Origin of the sequence: Phenylobacterium sp. CCH9-H3 (genome assembly GCF_001557235.1) — a bacterium.
Taxonomy (GTDB): Bacteria; Pseudomonadota; Alphaproteobacteria; order Caulobacterales; family Caulobacteraceae; genus Phenylobacterium.
The window spans coordinates 1-14,557 of sequence record NZ_LSJI01000108.1 but is presented as its reverse complement, the minus strand read 5'-3'; the positions used below and the strand labels follow the sequence as shown (position 1 = coordinate 14,557).

Below are 14,557 nucleotides of genomic sequence, written 5' to 3'. Positions count from 1 at the left end.
CTTAGCGGGCCGGCGTCACGGGCGGGGGCGGCGCGAAGGGCCGGATCGCCAGGTGCTCGTAGATCTCGGCGGGATAGTAGGCGACGCCGCCCACCATGGTCATGCGCACGTTGCGGATCTTGGAGATGTCGGCGACGGGATCCCCCTCCACGAGGATGAAGTCGGCCAGCTTCCCACGCTCGATCGAGCCCAGCTGGCTGTCGCGGCCGAAGTATTTCTCCGCGTCCAGCGTGGAGAGGCGCAGGGCCTTGCCGGCCGGGATGCCCGCCATGACATACACCTCCAGTTCGCGCTGGCTGGAGAAGCCGGTCCCGTCGTCGGTGCCGGGCAGCAGCTGGATCCCGCGATCGTCCAGCATCTTCAGCGTCTCCAGCACCTTGCGGAAGCCGGCCTGGTAGTCGGCGTCGTCCTGGGGCGTCCGGATCGTGACGAAGTTGCGCTTGCGGTAGCGCTGGTAGCCGATCGGCACATGGTCGAGGTAGGGCGCATCGCCCGCCTGCACCTGCCCCGACCGCGACAGCATCAGCCGCTCCAGGATCATGGCGGTGGTGTCGAGCGCCACCCCTTTCTCCTTCATGAGCGCGACGGTGGCCTGCACGCGCGGCGAGTTGAGATCCAGGTCCTTGGCCCGCGCCATGCCCGTAAGCCGCAGCGGGGTGCGGGTGTCCTCCTTGGGGTCGAGGATCCAGCCCAGCATCAGCTGGTTGATATGGGCGATGTCGTCGTAGCCGTCGCGCATCACCCTGTCGGGCGACGAGAAGGCGGGCACGTGACCCGTGACCCCCAGCCCCAGGCGCTTGGCTTCGGCGGCGACGGGCGCGACCCAGTCTGGGTTGAAGCTGTTGTAGAGCTTGACCTGCCAGTAGCCGCGATCCGCGTACCAGCGGACCTTGGCCAGCGCCTCGTCCAGGCTGTCGACCACGAAGCCCAGGCGGGCCGAATAGGGACTGCGACCCTCCAGGAACCCGTTGCGCACGATGCGCGGCCCGGCGAGGCGTCCGGTCCGAAGACCCTCCAGCATGGCCAGCAGCTCTTCGTTATCGTTGCCCTGGTCGCGGGTGGCGGTCACGCCCGCGGCCAGGTTGAACAGGTTGGACGACAGGCTGGTGTGCGAGTGCATGTCGTGCAGGCCGGGCAGCAGCGTGCCGCCCTGCCCGTCGATCACCGTCTCACCGGCCGGCGCAGGTCCGGCCGCATCGTTCGCGCCGACGGTGGCGATGCGGTCGCCATAGACCACCACCGTCGACAGGCCGCCCACCGTCATGGACACGGGGTCGAAGATGCGCACGTTGCGGATGCGGACCGGGCCCTCGAACCGGTGCGCCAGCTTCGCCTGCGCCGCCTCGGCGCGGGCCAGGGCGATCTCGCGGTGCATCTTCTCCAGCACCGGAACCTGGGCCTCGTAGCCCTCGCGGATCAGGCCGCCCGTGGCGAACAGCTCGCCCTTGCGGTCGATCAGGACGTAGATGGGATTGAGATCGATCCCGGTCAATTCGTAGACGGTCAGCGGAACCGCGGCCTTGCCCTCGCCCAGGGTTACCTTGCGCACCTCGGTCAGGCGCAGGCGCCCCGACGGGGCCACCGGCAGGGTCCTGTCGGGCGTCTTCAGCAGCGCCTTGACGTACGCGCCCAGCATCCACGGGCTCACGTCGTTGCCGATGTAGAGCATGGGCTTGGCGGCGGGGATCGCTCCCTTGTCCGCCTGGCTGACCCACTCGGCTCGGCCGGCCGTCCAGGCGTAGCGCTCCTGCACGGGGCTTCCGAACAGGGACTCGCCCTCGATGGTCCAGGCCACGGGGATGCCGGCGGCGTCGGCCTCGATCTTCTCGCGGGCCTTGGGGCCGCGGCCGTTGTTGCTCACCGCATAGTCGACGGAGGTGCTGCGCCCCTGCACCTCGGCGACCAGGTGACCGACCTTTTCGCCATTGGCCATGACCACGTACCGGAAGGTCTCGGCTAGAGCCGATCCCGACAGGCACAGGGACAGCAGGACGCCGACGAAGGCGGCGGGTCTTGGCGGCATGAGGCACCCCTGGACGACGGGATCATCGTACCTCCGAGGCCGGGATTTTCTATTCGAAGTACGGGCCGACCGCCGGCGCCGCGACAACTTCAATGCAGACGCTCGCGCGGAGCCACATAGCCTATGCCACGGGTTTTCGCGGGAGCCGGCACAACGAAAGGAAAATCCGGCGGACCCGCGATAGCCTTTCATCCTGGCCGGGTCAGGAGAGACGAATGACCGAGATCACCAAGCGCGCGCTAATGGGCGCCGGCGCCCTCCTGCCCCTGGCCGCCGGGAGCGCCTTGGCGGCGGAAGGCGCCCCGTTCGTCACCCGCCATTCGGGGGTCTTCAACGGCCAGAGCGTCGACTACGTCGCCACCGTGGGCGAGACGGTGCTGACCGGTACCGACGGCCAGCCCACCGTGCGTTTCGTCTGCACCTCCTATGTGAAGGCCGGCGGCGACGCGGCGAAGCGCCCCGTGCTGTTCGCCTTCAACGGCGGCCCCTCCAGCTCGTCCGCCACCCTGCACATGGTGGCGCTGGGCCCCAAGCGGATCACGGTGGCGCAGGACCCCAAGGCGCCGCCCCTGCCCCCGTCCATGGCGGACAACCCGCTCACCGTGCTGGACGTCGCCGACCTGGTCTTCATCGATCCCGCCGAGACGGGCTTCTCCCGCATCCTGCCGGGCGGCAAGCGCGACTATTTCTATTCCATCGGCGGCGACAGCCAGTCGGTGTCGGACTTCATCGTGGCCTGGATCCGAGCCAACGGCCGCGAGGCCTCGCCCAAGTACGTCCTGGGCGAAAGCTACGGCACCCAGCGGGCAGCCTTCATGGCGGGCCAGCTCGCGCCCGTCATGCCGCTGGACGGGCTGTTCCTGTTCGGCCAGGCGGTGAACATGATCGAGACCAGCCAGCGGGCGAAGAACGCCCTGGCCTACGCCACCAACCTGCCCGCCCTCTGCGCCATCGCCGCCTATCACAGCAAGGCGCCGGCCTGGAAAGGCCAGTCGATGGAGGCGGTTGTCGACAAATCCTACGCCTGGGGGATGGGGGAATACCTCCAGGCCCTGCTCCAGGGCTACGACCTGCCGGAGGCGAAGCGCCGGCGGGTGGCGGAGCGGCTACAGGCCATGACCGGCGTCGGAGCCGACTACTACCTGGCCAACGACCTCGCCATCACCAAGATCGCCTTCCTCCGCGAGTTGCTGAAGGCCGAGGGCCAGGTGCTGGGCATGTACGACGCCCGCTATGTGGGGCCGGCGCCCAAGCCCGGCGAACGGGGCGCCGACCCGTTCATGGCCACGATCGAGCCGATCACGCCGATGATGCGCGAGCACCTGTCGCGGAACCTGGGCGTCACCTGGCCGATGAGCGACTATCGGCCCTATGCGCCGGACACCCATACCTGGACCTGGGGCGGCACCCTCGGACCCGGCGGTCCCTTCCTCGACTACGACTATCCCAGCCGCATCGACCCGGCGTTCAAGGCCAATCCCGATTTCCGGCTGATGATCGGCACCGGCATCTACGACCTGACCACGACCGTGGGTCCCGCCCGCTATCTCGTCACGCGGAGCAACTGGCCTCGCGAGCGGGTCTTCCAGCGCCAGTATGTGGGCGGGCACATGGCCTATACCCACATCCCGTCGCACAAGGCCTTCACCGACGATATCCGCGCCTGGGTGACCGGCGGTCGCCCAGCCTAGTTTACGCAGCGGTCGTCCGGCACGCCCGGCGCGCGCGCCCACTGCCAGGCGTCCACGACCTCGCCGCGCGGCAGGTAGGTGATCGGGAAGGTCTTCCCCTCGCGGGCCACGTTCAGGGTTAGCCGGCGCGCCTGGTCGCCCTGCACGCTGTCCATGGCCACCGAATAGGTGACCACGTCCCCATCCCTCAGGCCCGCCTTCGCGGCCTCGGAGTCCGGCTTCAGCCCGCGGATGGTCTTCACATCGCCCACGAGCGACTTGGGCTCGAACCCGAGGTCGAAGCGGCGGAAGCGGCCCGTCGTACGGACGAAGCAGGGACCGAAGGCTCCGCTGCCCGGCAGCATAAGCTTGCCCGCCAGCATGTCGGCGTGGATGCGCCGGCCCTCGTCGCCCAGGTCTTTGGCCAGGAGGTCCAGCCAGCCGGCCTCCGGCACGGTCTCGCCCGCCGCGCGCCGGCGCACCATCTCGCGGATCAGGTCGTCCAGCGAGCGCTTGCCGCCGCTGGCCTGGCGGATCTTCTCGTCCAGCACCGCGAAGTACATGGCGCCCCGGTCGTAGGGCAGCGTGCGGATGCGCGTGTCTTCCCAGAACCGCGGCGCGATCTCGGCGTCCGGCGTGTCGTTCAGGGCGTTGGTGTAGTAGCGCCGCGCGGTGTCGTTGATGTCCTCCAGGTACTGGTCCGGGGTCAGCATCCCGGCGCGCAAGGGCAGCAGCGCCTGATAATGCACCGCGATCCCCTCGCCGTACCATTGCCCGCCGAGGCCTGAGGCGGTCCAGGTGTGGATCATCTCGTGCGCCAGGGTCCCCTTGAGCGCCTCCGGATCCTTGGCCGTCTCGCCCCAGGTCAGCAGGAACGAATTGGTCAGGGCCGCGCCGCCGCCGGCGTTGATCGGGTTATAGCGCAGGACCACGCGATAGGGTGGCTCTGACGGATCCTGGAAGAAGCCGCTCATCCAGCCGTGCAGGCGCTCGGCCCAGCCCATCAGCGGCCGCGGGTCGAAGGGCGGATCGCCCAGCCACGCGGCGGAGAAGCCGGTGAGCTTCACCTGCTCCGGCACGCGGCGCATCTCGCCGGCCATGAACAGGGTGCGGTGCAGCCGTTCCACCGGCCCGGCCGGCAGGCGAACATCGCCCTCCCCCAGGCTGGACATGGCCGAGGCGTTCGCGCCCAGCGCCGTCAGATCCCAGCGCAGGGAGATGCGGTACGGCTTCCCGCCCTCGGGCAGCAGGATGAAGGTGTTGCCGACGCCCGAGACCCCGCCGCCCTCGGTCCGCAGGCTGTACGGCGGGCCAGAGCCGCGGGCCGGCGGCGTGTTGTCCACCGGCGCGCGGTAGCGGACGGTCAGCTCGCCCTTCACGGCCCGGCCCGCCGTCCAGTGGCGCGCGTAGGCGATGGCCACGGGATCGTCCTTGATCGTCAGCGGCACCTCGCCCAGGGCGTCGGTGGCCGTCAGGCCCGTCAGGGTGTTGGCGACGGTGTCGGTGTTGGCGATCACCACCGGAAGGGTGAGCAGCGGAGCCCCGGCCGCGGCGTCCGCCTGGGGCACCTTTAGGGTGACGTCGACGAACCCTTTCCCGGTTACGGCGTCCATCGGACCTGGCGCCAGCAGCACCTCGAATTCCGGCTCGGCGGCAGCGCCGGCCGTAGCGACGGCCGCTGCGGCCAGGGCGAACAGCACGGGACGCATCACTGGCTCTCGTACAGGGCCTTGGCGGCCGCGAGGTCTTGGACGACGTGGCCCAGCGACTTGTAGACCGTGATCTGGTCGCGGGACTGGCGGCCCTCCAGGTCGCCGGCCAGCACCTGGCCGATCTCGCCCACCACGTGGCTGTCGTCGATCAGGCCGGCGGCCTTGGCGTAGAGGAACTCCGCCCCCTGGGCGAGCACGCCCTCGCGGCTGTCGGCGATGAAGCGCGAGCGGACGACCAAGTCGTGATCCACTTCCGTCGGCCCCGGGCCGCTGGAGCCCACCAGGTTCACGTGCGTCCCCGGCGCGAGCCAGGCGCCCTCCAGGATCGGCTCGCGCGCGCCGGACACGGCCGTGACGATGTCCACGCCCGCCACGGCCTGCCGCACGCTGGGCGCCGCAAACACGGGCACGCCCAATTCGGCCTCCGTCGCCTTGGCGAAGGCCTTGGCCTTGCCCGGGTCGCGACCCCAGACGGTGATCGCTTCCAGCTTGCGGACCTTCGAGATCGCCCGGGCGTGGGTCCCTGCCTGTTCGCCGTATCCCAGGATCGCCATGCGCGCCGCGTCCGGCCGGGCCAGGGCGTCGGTGGCGACGGCGCTGGCCGCGGCGGTGCGGATGGCGGTGATCTCGCCCGCATGGGCGACGCAGACCGGCGCGCCGGTCTCGCCATCGAACAGGACCACCACGCCCTGGTGCGACTGGATCCCCTTGGCGAAGTTGCCGTGGAAGACGCTGATCAGCTTGGCGCCGAACATGGCGTGCTCGCCCAGCGCCCCCGGCATAATCCCGAACATCCGCCCTTCGCTCAGCGGCAGGATCGAGCGGAGGTGCTGGCGCGTCTCGCCCCGGGAGAAGGCGATCATCGCCTGGCGCACCAGCGGGATGCAGACCTCGTAGGTCAGCCGCGCCCGCACCTCGTCCCGGTCGATGAAACGCATCAGCAGGCTCTCCCCGAAAAGTCGAGGCGCGACGACGGTGTGGGGACCATCGCCGCGCCCGCGCGACCCGATACGCTGGCTCGCGGTGGACTAGAAGCGGGCGCGCAGGCCGACGTAGTACTGGCGCCCGAGGATGTCGCCATAGTTCCGGGTCGGGAACGACGGCTCCTCGTCGGTGATATTCGTGACCCCGCCGCGCACCGTGTAGTTGCCGATGTCGTAGGACGCCGACACGTTCTGGCGCAGGTTTTCCTTCACTGTCGGCGTTGGTACGTTCTCGATCGTCGCGGTGTAGGTGAGCTTCACCGGCGACATGTAGTTGATCGAATAGTTGATCCTCAGCGGGCCGCGACGCCAGCGCGCGTCGAAGCGAGCCGAGAGGTCGGGCGAGGGGCCGAAATCGGTCGTCGCTGCGGTGTTGTCGACCCGCGTGATGTCGACCCCGGTCACCGAGATCTCGAACTTCTCGACACGGGTCGCCTCGAGGTTCAACTCCAGTTCGCCCAGGTCACGGTCGCCGAAGTAGCGGCCGACCGGGAAGGTGTAGTTGATGTTGTAGACCTCGCCGCGGAACTTCATCCGCCCCGCGTTGAAGGTCGTCGACCGCGCGGTGGCGATGTTGCCCTGAGCGTCGCGGGTAAAGGTGCCGCAGATGTCGGCCGGCTGCTCCGCCAGATCGTAGCAGGTGGCCATGAAGCTGGCGGGCGTGAAGGGCGACAGGCCGTCCTTCAGGTCCACCTCCACCCGGTCGGCGACGATGCTCAGCCCCGGCACGAAGCTCGGCTGGAACACGAAGCCGTAGGTCCAGGTCTTGGAGATCTCGTTCCGCAGTTCGGCGTTTCCGCCCGACGTGATCAGGGCTCGCGAGAAGTTCTCCGACTGATCCTGGAAGGTCGCAAGCGGGCCGTAACCCGGGTTGGCGGCGAATAGGGCCTGGCAGTTGGCGAGGCGCGTGGCCGGCGCCGGGCCCGAAGCGATCCGGTCGGCGTCGCAGGGGTCGTTGCCGGAGTTGGCGAGCGCCGTCCGGGACGGCGCGAACAACTGGTCGAGGGTCGGCGCGCGGAAATTTCGGCTACGCGAAGCGCGCAGGGTGAACCCTTCCAGGACCTCCCAGCGCCCGCCGACGCCCCAGACGTCCTCCTTGCCCGCGATCGAGTTGTCGACATAGCGGTAGGCGCCGTTGAGCTCGACCGTGCGGGCGAAGGGCAGTGCGAAATCTCCGCCCAGCACGGGCACCAGCAGCTCGCCGGACAGCTCGTCAGTGTTGTACTTGCCGCTCGTCGCCGCCGTCGGCACCTGAGAGCCCACGAGGCCGAGTTGGTTGGCGGCCAGCGGCACGAACTTGGCCTTCTCCTCGCGGTGCTCGTAGGCGGCGCTGAACTTCACCTTGCCGGCCGGCAGGGCGAACAGGTCGCCGCCGAACGTCGCCAGCAGGTCGTCCTGGGTATTGAGGTAATCCTGGCCGACCTCTGTGGTGGCGTAGAGGCGGGCCTCCTGGCTCACGTTGCCGACACCGAACGGATTGATCGGCGCGCAGGAGGGATCGTCATTGGCCGTCGTCCCGTCGGCGTTGATGGCGCAGACGATCTGGCCGGAGCTGTTCCGCACCGCGTTGATCGCGTTGTTGAAGCGTTGGGTATAGACCTGATAGCCGCGCGTCTCGCCGTCGGTCTCGGCGTGGCTGAACGACAGGCTCCAGTAGAAGTTGCGGTCGCCGACGTCGAAGTCGCCGTCCAGCGCCACCAAGGCCCGGACCGTATCGGTCTGATAGGTCTGCTCGCGGGTCGGCAGCAGGTCGGTCCACCACTTCGACAAGGTGAGCGGCGCGCCGGCCGGGCCGAGGATCGCGGTGACCGCCGGCGACAGGTAGGGGTTCGTGCGCGACACCGAGATCGCGCCGGCGCCGCTGGCGGCGTTGTTCAGCACGGTGTTGCTGGCCTGGTTGCCATAGGGGTCGCGGCCCTCGACCCTGGCGTACAGGAACTCGCCCGACAGCTTGATGCGGTCTGTGATGTCGTAGTGGCCGATGACCGTACCGCTCCAGCGCTCGACGCCGGTCACGAGGGCGGCCAGTTCCTGGTACGGGTTGCCGTCCCCGCCACTGGTGAAGGGCGGCACGGTGTTGTTGAGCAGATTGCCGATGCTGTACGGGATCAGCGACGTGCCGGTGGCGTCGAACTGCTGGGGCACGCCATTGACCCGGTAGATCGAGCTGGCGAAGGGTGGGCCCGGCGAGAAGAGCACGCCGTTGGCGTTGAAGCTGACGAAGCGTGTGTTCAGGTTCTCGGTGACCGCCGGAATGCCGTCCGAATTTGTGCGGTTCAGCGGGTTCGAAATCGTGACCCGACCCAGGTTCGAGCGCGGGCGGTCGTAGTCGAACAGCGGCCGGGTCTTCGACCACTCCAGATTGACGGCGACGTTGGCCCGATCATCGAGGAAGTTGCGGCCCGCGGTGGCCCGCAGGCTCTGGGTCGGATAGTCGTCGCGCGACGAGATGCCGTACTGCGCGTCGAGTTCCAGGCCCGTGAAGTCGTCCCGCAGGATGTAGTTGACCACACCGGCGATGGCGTCCGAGCCGTAGACTGCCGCCCCACCCGCCTGGACCACGTCGATCCGCGAGATGAGGCCGGTCGGGATGACGTTGGTGTCGACGGCCCGGTCGCCGATGACCCCCGCGTTCGCGACCGAGAGCCCCGAGGACGAGGTCACGAAGCGGCGGCCGTTGACCAGGGTGAGCGTGCGGCCCGCGCCCAGGCCGAAGAGGTTGGGGAACTGTTGGGCGTTGCCCGCCGCGGCGCCGTTGCCGGAGGCCTGGGCGAACTGGGGCATGTTGGCGGTCAGTTCGTTGAGCGCCTGGCCGGCCTGGATGAAGCCGCGATCCGTGATCGCCTGCGCCGTCACCACCGAGACCGGCGCCTCGGTGGTCGTCTCCGCCCGCTTGATGCGCGAGCCGGTGACGACGATCTCGCCGATCTCGCTGACCCCGTCGGCCTGTGCGAAGGCCGGCGCGGCCCCCATCAGCACAAGCCCGCCGAGCACGGTCGAGGCCAACATACGCCCGCGGATGGAATTGCCGTTCATGTCTGATCCCCCAGGTCCAAAGCCTGAGCCGGCGCCGCGTCTCCCGCGTGTCCCCGACCGAACTCCTGCCGTTCCCAGACCGTAGGTTCGTGGCGCCGGTTTTTCTTTTCGTTCTTAGAACCTTTGTCCGTTCGATACACATTGATAATGCAGCGGCCGGGCGGGTGGCGAATGGCCAATGCAGCGGTTCGAAAATCGCGCATTCCCATTTTCGCGACCCGGCCGTTCCTTGACAGCGGCGCTTTACGCATCCGCTATGCGCGCATGGCCCGCCGCAAGGATGAAGTTATGCCCGCCGCGCTCGACGCGATCGACATCAAGATCCTGGATCTGATGCAGCGCGACGCCTCGCTCTCCACCGGAGAACTGGCCGAGCGGGTGGGCCTGTCCCAGTCGCCCTGCTGGCGACGGATCCAGCGTCTGCGCGAGGAGGGCTACATCAAGGCCGTCGTCGCGATCGTCGACCACGAGCTGGTCGGCTTCAAGATGCAGATCTTCGCCCAGGTGAAGATGACCACCCTCACCGAGGAAGAGCGGGCCAACTTCTACAAGGCGATCAACAGCATCCCCGAGATCCTGGAGTGCTGGACCGTCTTCGGCGAGATGGACGCCATGATGAAGATCCTGGCCCCCGACGTGACCTGGTACCAGGACTTCATCTTCTCGGTCCTGCTGAAGTTGCCGGGGGTGGTCGACGTCCGGTCCATTGTCACCCTGTCGGCCCAGAAGAGCACCATGGCCGTGCCGCTGACCGCCCGCAAATTCCGCTGATCGCTTGGATAAATCATCCAAGGGCCGCCGTTCATCCCGGCAAGTACGAAAGAACAATCCGGCGGCCGACGGCTAGCATCTTCGGGAGGCAGGACGTCCGATGAAGTTCACCCGAAGAGCGCTGGTGGCCGCCGCGGCGGCTGCTCCCGGCCTGGCCCAGGCGTCGCCCGCGCCGCCCGCGGGCGCGGGCGCCCTGCCCGCTCGATCGGCCTTCGCCCGGATGCCGTTCGTCTATCTGGACAGCGGCTCGACCCACCCGATGCCGCTCGGAGCCAAGGCGGCGCTGGAGGAGTATCTCCGTTACAAGACCCGCGAGGGCGACTGGCCCGGCTACAGCATGGACGCCAAGGAAAAGGCTGTCATGGAGGGCTTCGGCGCCCTGGTCGGCGCGGCGCCGGACGAACTGACCATCATCCAGTCCACGACCATGGGCGAGAACCTGGTGCTGCGGGCCCTGGGCCTGCCCGAGGGCGGTGGCCGGATCGTCACCGACGCCCTGCATTTCTTCGGCTCGTTCTACACCTATGGCGAACTGGGCAAGGCGGGCATGGACGTGGTCACCCTGCCCATGACCTCCGAGGGCCGCATCGACATGGGCGCCATGGCCGCGGCGATCAACGGCCGGACACGGCTGGTCTCCATCAGCCACGTCTCCACCACCAACGGCTTCGAGCACGACCTGAAGGCGGTCTGCGACCTGGCCCACGCACACGGAGCTTACGTCTACGCCGACATCGTGCACGGGGCGGGCTCGACCCCGCTGGACCTGCGCGCCGCCGGCGTCGATTTCGCGGCCTGCTCCTCCTACAAGTGGCTGATGGGCGACTTCGGCCTGGCCTTCCTCTATGTGCGCCGCGAGGTGCAGGAGAAGGTGCGGCGGCCGTGGTGGGGCTATCACCAGGTGGGCGGCCGCTTCGTCACCCACGTCTTCCCTTTCGATCCGCCGGGCGAGACCGTCGCCGACTACGGCTACGCGCCCGGCGCGAACGGCAAGTTCGCCATGGGCACGACTTCGTGGACCGGCGTGGTCCAGCTCGAGCACAGCCTGGGCTTCATCCGATCGCTGGGCGTCGCCAACATCCAGGCCTGGCGCCAGCCGATGGCCGACGCGATCCAGGGCGAATTGCGCCGCCGGGGCTACCGGCCGATGACCCCGCAGGACAGCCGCACGCCACTGATCGCCTTCGCGCTCAAGGACGCCCGGGCCAAGCTGGGCGACCTGCTGGCCAAGAACGACCTGCGCCTCACGGTCAGCGCCAACCGCTTCCGCATCTCCCTCTCGGTGTTCAACGACATGAACGACGTCGACCGCCTTCTGGCCGTCCTGCCGAAGGCGCCGCCCGCGTGAGGCTCGCCATCCTCCTGGCTGTCGGCGCCATGGTCGCCTCGTCGGCTCAGGCGCAGACCCCGGCAGCCGCGCCCCCGCCCAACGCCGGGCCGTTCGCCATCCCGATGTCCCGGCCCACGGCGCCCGGACCGGTCGAGCCCCTGCCCGCCCCTAAGCGTTTCGTCACCAAGCGCGCGATCACGGTGAAGGGGGTCCGCATCCCCTACATGGCCATCGCCGGTGAGACCTACCTCTACAACCGCGCCGCCGAGCCCATCGGTTCGATCTTCTCGTTCACCTATCTCAAGGATGGGCCCGCCGACCCCAACCGGCCGGTGATGTTCGTCTTCAACGGCGGGCCCGGCTCCTCGTCGCTCTGGCTGCACATGGGCGTGGTCGGCCCCCGCCGCGTGGTGTTGGACCGAGAGGTGAACCCCTCGAACACCCCACCGTTCGGCGTCGCCGACAATCCGCACAGCCTGCTGGACGTGACCGACCTGGTGTTCATCGATCCGGTGGGCACGGGCTGGTCCCGCGTCGTGGGCAAGGGCACCACCGCCGACTTCTGGGGCGTCGATGAGGACGCCGACACGGTCAGCCAGTTCATCGAGCTGTGGCTGACCGAGCATCGGCGCTGGAATGCGCCCAAGTTCGTCATGGGCGAGAGCTACGGCTCGGTGCGCGCCGCCGTTCTGCCCCGGGCCTTGATGGGCGGGCCGCTCTACATGGGCGTGATGCGGGGGATCACCCTGAACGGCGTCATCCTACTGGGCACGACGCTGGACCCGCGCAACGCCTCGGGCGCGGCCGGCGGCGCAGAGATGCGTCAGGCCCTGGCCCTGCCCGCTCTGGCCGACACCGCCTGGGTCCACGGAAAGATCGACCGCAAGGGGCGCGATATCGAAGGCTTCCACCAGGAGGTCGTGGCCTTCGCCCGAAGCGAATATGCCGAAGCCCTGCGGAAGGTCGCCGCCGGCACGCTGACCGCCGGCGAGCGCACGGCCGTCCTGGCGCGGCTTACGGACTACACCGGCCTGCCCGCCTCGGCCTTCGGATCCGGCCTGACGATCTCGGACGCCGCGTTCGGCCGTCAGATCCTGGCGGACCGGGGCCTGCAGGTGGGCGCCTACGACAGCCGCTACACCCTGCCGCTGGCGGGCGGCGGCGGCGATCCCGTGGGCGATGACCCGGCGATGGGTCGCTACGTGCCGGGGTTCGTCTCCGCCTTCCACCAGATGGTCGTGGGCGACCTCAAGGTGGAGATGGACCGGCCCTATGGCGCCATCGTCTGGAAAGACCTGCTGCCGTCCTGGAACTGGAACCGCACCGGCGTGCCGCCGGGCCAGAGCTTCGCCACCGACCTGGCGGTGGCCATGCGCCGGAACGAGAAGCTGCGGATGCTGGTGGCCTCGGGCTACTACGACCTGACCACCCATGCTGCGCCGGCCGAATACGCCATCGAGCAGGCGAAGCTGCCGGCGGACCGCGTCATGCTGCGCCGCTACGCCTCGGGCCACATGCTCTATCTGGGCGACACCGCGGCCGCGTTCGCCGAGGACGTCCGCACCCTGATCCGCGACGCCACGCGCTAGGGCGTCACGAACCCCCGCACGGCGGCGCTGAACCGGGCCAGGTTGGCCTCGCCGTCGTAGACCCCATGCGGGCCCGCAAAATAGGCCGCGGTGAGCTGGCCCGCCGGCACGCCCGCCTGATCCAGCGTGTAGCGGCCCGCATAGGCCGGGGTGGTCAGGTCATAGTACCCGGCGGCCCAGAACAGCCGCAGCTTCGGGTTCTCGCGCATCGCCTGGCCCAGCCCCTCGATGGCGGCGCCGCGCTCGTGGGTCCAGGCGGCGTTCACCGAGAAATTGACGCCGTAATAGGTGTCCGTGGTCGGGTACTTCAGCACTTCGGTCACGTAGCGGCCCACCACCGGGCTGGGGACCGGGCCGATGGCGGCGGGATTGGGCGGCGGCGCGGCCGGCGCGCCGGGGGCCCGCTTGGGCACGACGCCCAGGGCCGGGTCGTCGATGGCTCCGTCCTGGCCCGGCTCCAGCGGCGCCGTCACCGTCACGTCCAGCAGGCCGGTGCGCAGGCCCTGGTCCTTCAGGACGTTGAACATCCAATCGTTCTTGGACAGCCGCAGGTTCTTGTCTTCGATCAGGGCGGCGGGCAGACCGACCAGAGCTGACATGCGCTCCGCGACCCGGCGCTTCTCCGCGGCTGGCAGGCTGCCGCCCTGGATCAGGGCGCTGACGTAATCGGTGCGCGCGAACTGCACAGCCTCGGCGAAGACCTCGTCCACCGTGCGGCCGGCGCGATCGATCTTTCGGTGATGCCAGGCGCCCGCCGCCATGGTGGGTAGGCTCGCCACATAGGGCATCTCGCGGCCGGGCGTGTCGCCGACCATGGCCACCAGCAGCACCCCATCGAACGGCAAGTCCTTCGCCAGACCGACGATGGTCGCCGCCCGCGTCGTGCCATAGCTCTCGCCGGCCAGATAGCGGGGCGAGGCCTCGCGGCCATTGGCCTTCAGCCAGGCGCGGATCACCGCCGCCACCGCCTGGGCGTCGCCCGATGTGCTGTAGAACGCCTTGGGGTCCGCGCCAGGGAACGGCCGCGAGAAGCCCGTGCCGACGGGGTCGATGAACACCAGGTCGACGGCGTCCAGCGGGCTGGCGGGGTTCTCCGCCCACCCGCCGCCGTTCCGGTCTCCGGGCGCGCCGGGCGTCCGCCTGTAGGGGCCGAGCGCACTCATGTGCAGCGGTGAGGACGAGGCGCCCGGCCCGCCATTGAACAGGAACATCACGGGTCGCTCCGCGCGCGCCTTCACCCCGTCCCGCACGTACGCGATCGTCGTCGCCGCCGCAGAGGGCCTGCCAGCGGCGTCGTCCAGGAAGATCTCCGCGACGGTCGCAGTGTAGCGCAGCGCCTGGCCGTTGAAGACGCCCCGATGTTTCGTCACCGCGATCCGCGGCGCGCGGAGGTCGGCGTCGATGGCCGGCGCCTGGGCCAGCGCTGGCGGGGCCGGCCCCGCC

9 protein-coding genes are annotated in these 14,557 nt (G+C 69.2%); 4 read left to right on the top strand and 5 right to left on the bottom strand.

Annotated elements, in window-relative coordinates:
- Position 1: 1 nt before the first annotated feature.
- Positions 2-2,023 (bottom strand): amidohydrolase family protein, encoded by a 2,022-nt coding sequence (locus tag AX721_RS10755; RefSeq protein WP_068876017.1) that lies wholly within the window; start codon positions 2,021-2,023, stop codon positions 2-4.
- A 215-nt stretch (positions 2,024-2,238) separates the two neighbouring features.
- On the opposite strand from AX721_RS10755, the gene AX721_RS10750 reads away from it, so the two are divergent.
- On the top strand, positions 2,239-3,714 hold the full coding sequence (locus AX721_RS10750) for a S10 family peptidase (RefSeq protein WP_068876016.1): 1,476 nt from the start codon (positions 2,239-2,241) through the stop codon (positions 3,712-3,714).
- Here the strand turns inward: AX721_RS10750 and AX721_RS10745 are convergent.
- The 3 genes from AX721_RS10745 to AX721_RS10735 all read right to left on the bottom strand — a co-directional run bounded on the left by AX721_RS10745 (position 3,711) and on the right by AX721_RS10735 (position 9,424).
- Positions 3,711-5,402, bottom strand: coding sequence for a hypothetical protein (locus tag AX721_RS10745; protein WP_068876015.1), 1,692 nt, complete (start codon positions 5,400-5,402; stop codon positions 3,711-3,713). The genes AX721_RS10750 and AX721_RS10745 overlap by 4 nt on opposite strands.
- A complete protein-coding gene (locus tag AX721_RS10740; RefSeq protein ID WP_068876014.1) occupies positions 5,402-6,343 on the bottom strand; it encodes an ornithine cyclodeaminase family protein in 942 nt (313 codons plus the stop codon). The genes AX721_RS10745 and AX721_RS10740 overlap by 1 nt, the downstream gene beginning before the upstream one ends.
- Positions 6,344-6,433: 90 nt before the next feature.
- Positions 6,434-9,424 carry a TonB-dependent receptor domain-containing protein gene (locus tag AX721_RS10735; RefSeq protein WP_068876013.1) on the bottom strand — a complete coding sequence of 997 codons (2,991 nt, stop codon included), beginning with the start codon at positions 9,422-9,424 and terminating at the stop codon, positions 6,434-6,436.
- 288 nt (positions 9,425-9,712) lie between these two features.
- Between AX721_RS10735 and AX721_RS10730 the strand changes: the two genes are divergently transcribed.
- The 3 genes from AX721_RS10730 (at position 9,713) to AX721_RS10720 (ending at position 13,114) form a co-directional block, all read left to right on the top strand.
- Positions 9,713-10,195 (top strand): Lrp/AsnC family transcriptional regulator, encoded by a 483-nt coding sequence (locus tag AX721_RS10730; protein WP_068876012.1) that lies wholly within the window; start codon positions 9,713-9,715, stop codon positions 10,193-10,195.
- A 100-nt stretch (positions 10,196-10,295) separates the two neighbouring features.
- Positions 10,296-11,543 carry an aminotransferase class V-fold PLP-dependent enzyme gene (locus tag AX721_RS10725; protein ID WP_068876011.1) on the top strand — a complete coding sequence of 416 codons (1,248 nt, stop codon included), beginning with the start codon at positions 10,296-10,298 and terminating at the stop codon, positions 11,541-11,543.
- Complete coding sequence (locus AX721_RS10720; RefSeq protein ID WP_156467120.1) at positions 11,540-13,114, top strand: S10 family peptidase; 1,575 nt, start codon at positions 11,540-11,542, stop codon at positions 13,112-13,114. The genes AX721_RS10725 and AX721_RS10720 overlap by 4 nt, the downstream gene beginning before the upstream one ends.
- On the opposite strand, the gene AX721_RS10715 is transcribed toward AX721_RS10720, so the two are convergent.
- Positions 13,111-14,557 (bottom strand): hypothetical protein (locus AX721_RS10715; RefSeq protein WP_068876010.1); only part of this gene is annotated, 1,447 nt, incomplete at its 5' end. The genes AX721_RS10720 and AX721_RS10715 overlap by 4 nt on opposite strands.

Coding starts and splice junctions, on each gene's coding strand:
- AX721_RS10725 (WP_068876011.1), top strand. CDS start 10,296: ATGAAGTTCACCCGAAGAGCGCTGGTGGCCGCCGCGGCGGCTGCTCCC.
- AX721_RS10750 (WP_068876016.1), top strand. CDS start 2,239: ATGACCGAGATCACCAAGCGCGCGCTAATGGGCGCCGGCGCCCTCCTG.
- AX721_RS10735 (WP_068876013.1), bottom strand. CDS start 9,424: ATGAACGGCAATTCCATCCGCGGGCGTATGTTGGCCTCGACCGTGCTC.
- AX721_RS10740 (WP_068876014.1), bottom strand. CDS start 6,343: ATGCGTTTCATCGACCGGGACGAGGTGCGGGCGCGGCTGACCTACGAG.
- AX721_RS10755 (WP_068876017.1), bottom strand. CDS start 2,023: ATGCCGCCAAGACCCGCCGCCTTCGTCGGCGTCCTGCTGTCCCTGTGC.
- AX721_RS10745 (WP_068876015.1), bottom strand. CDS start 5,402: ATGCGTCCCGTGCTGTTCGCCCTGGCCGCAGCGGCCGTCGCTACGGCC.
- AX721_RS10730 (WP_068876012.1), top strand. CDS start 9,713: ATGCCCGCCGCGCTCGACGCGATCGACATCAAGATCCTGGATCTGATG.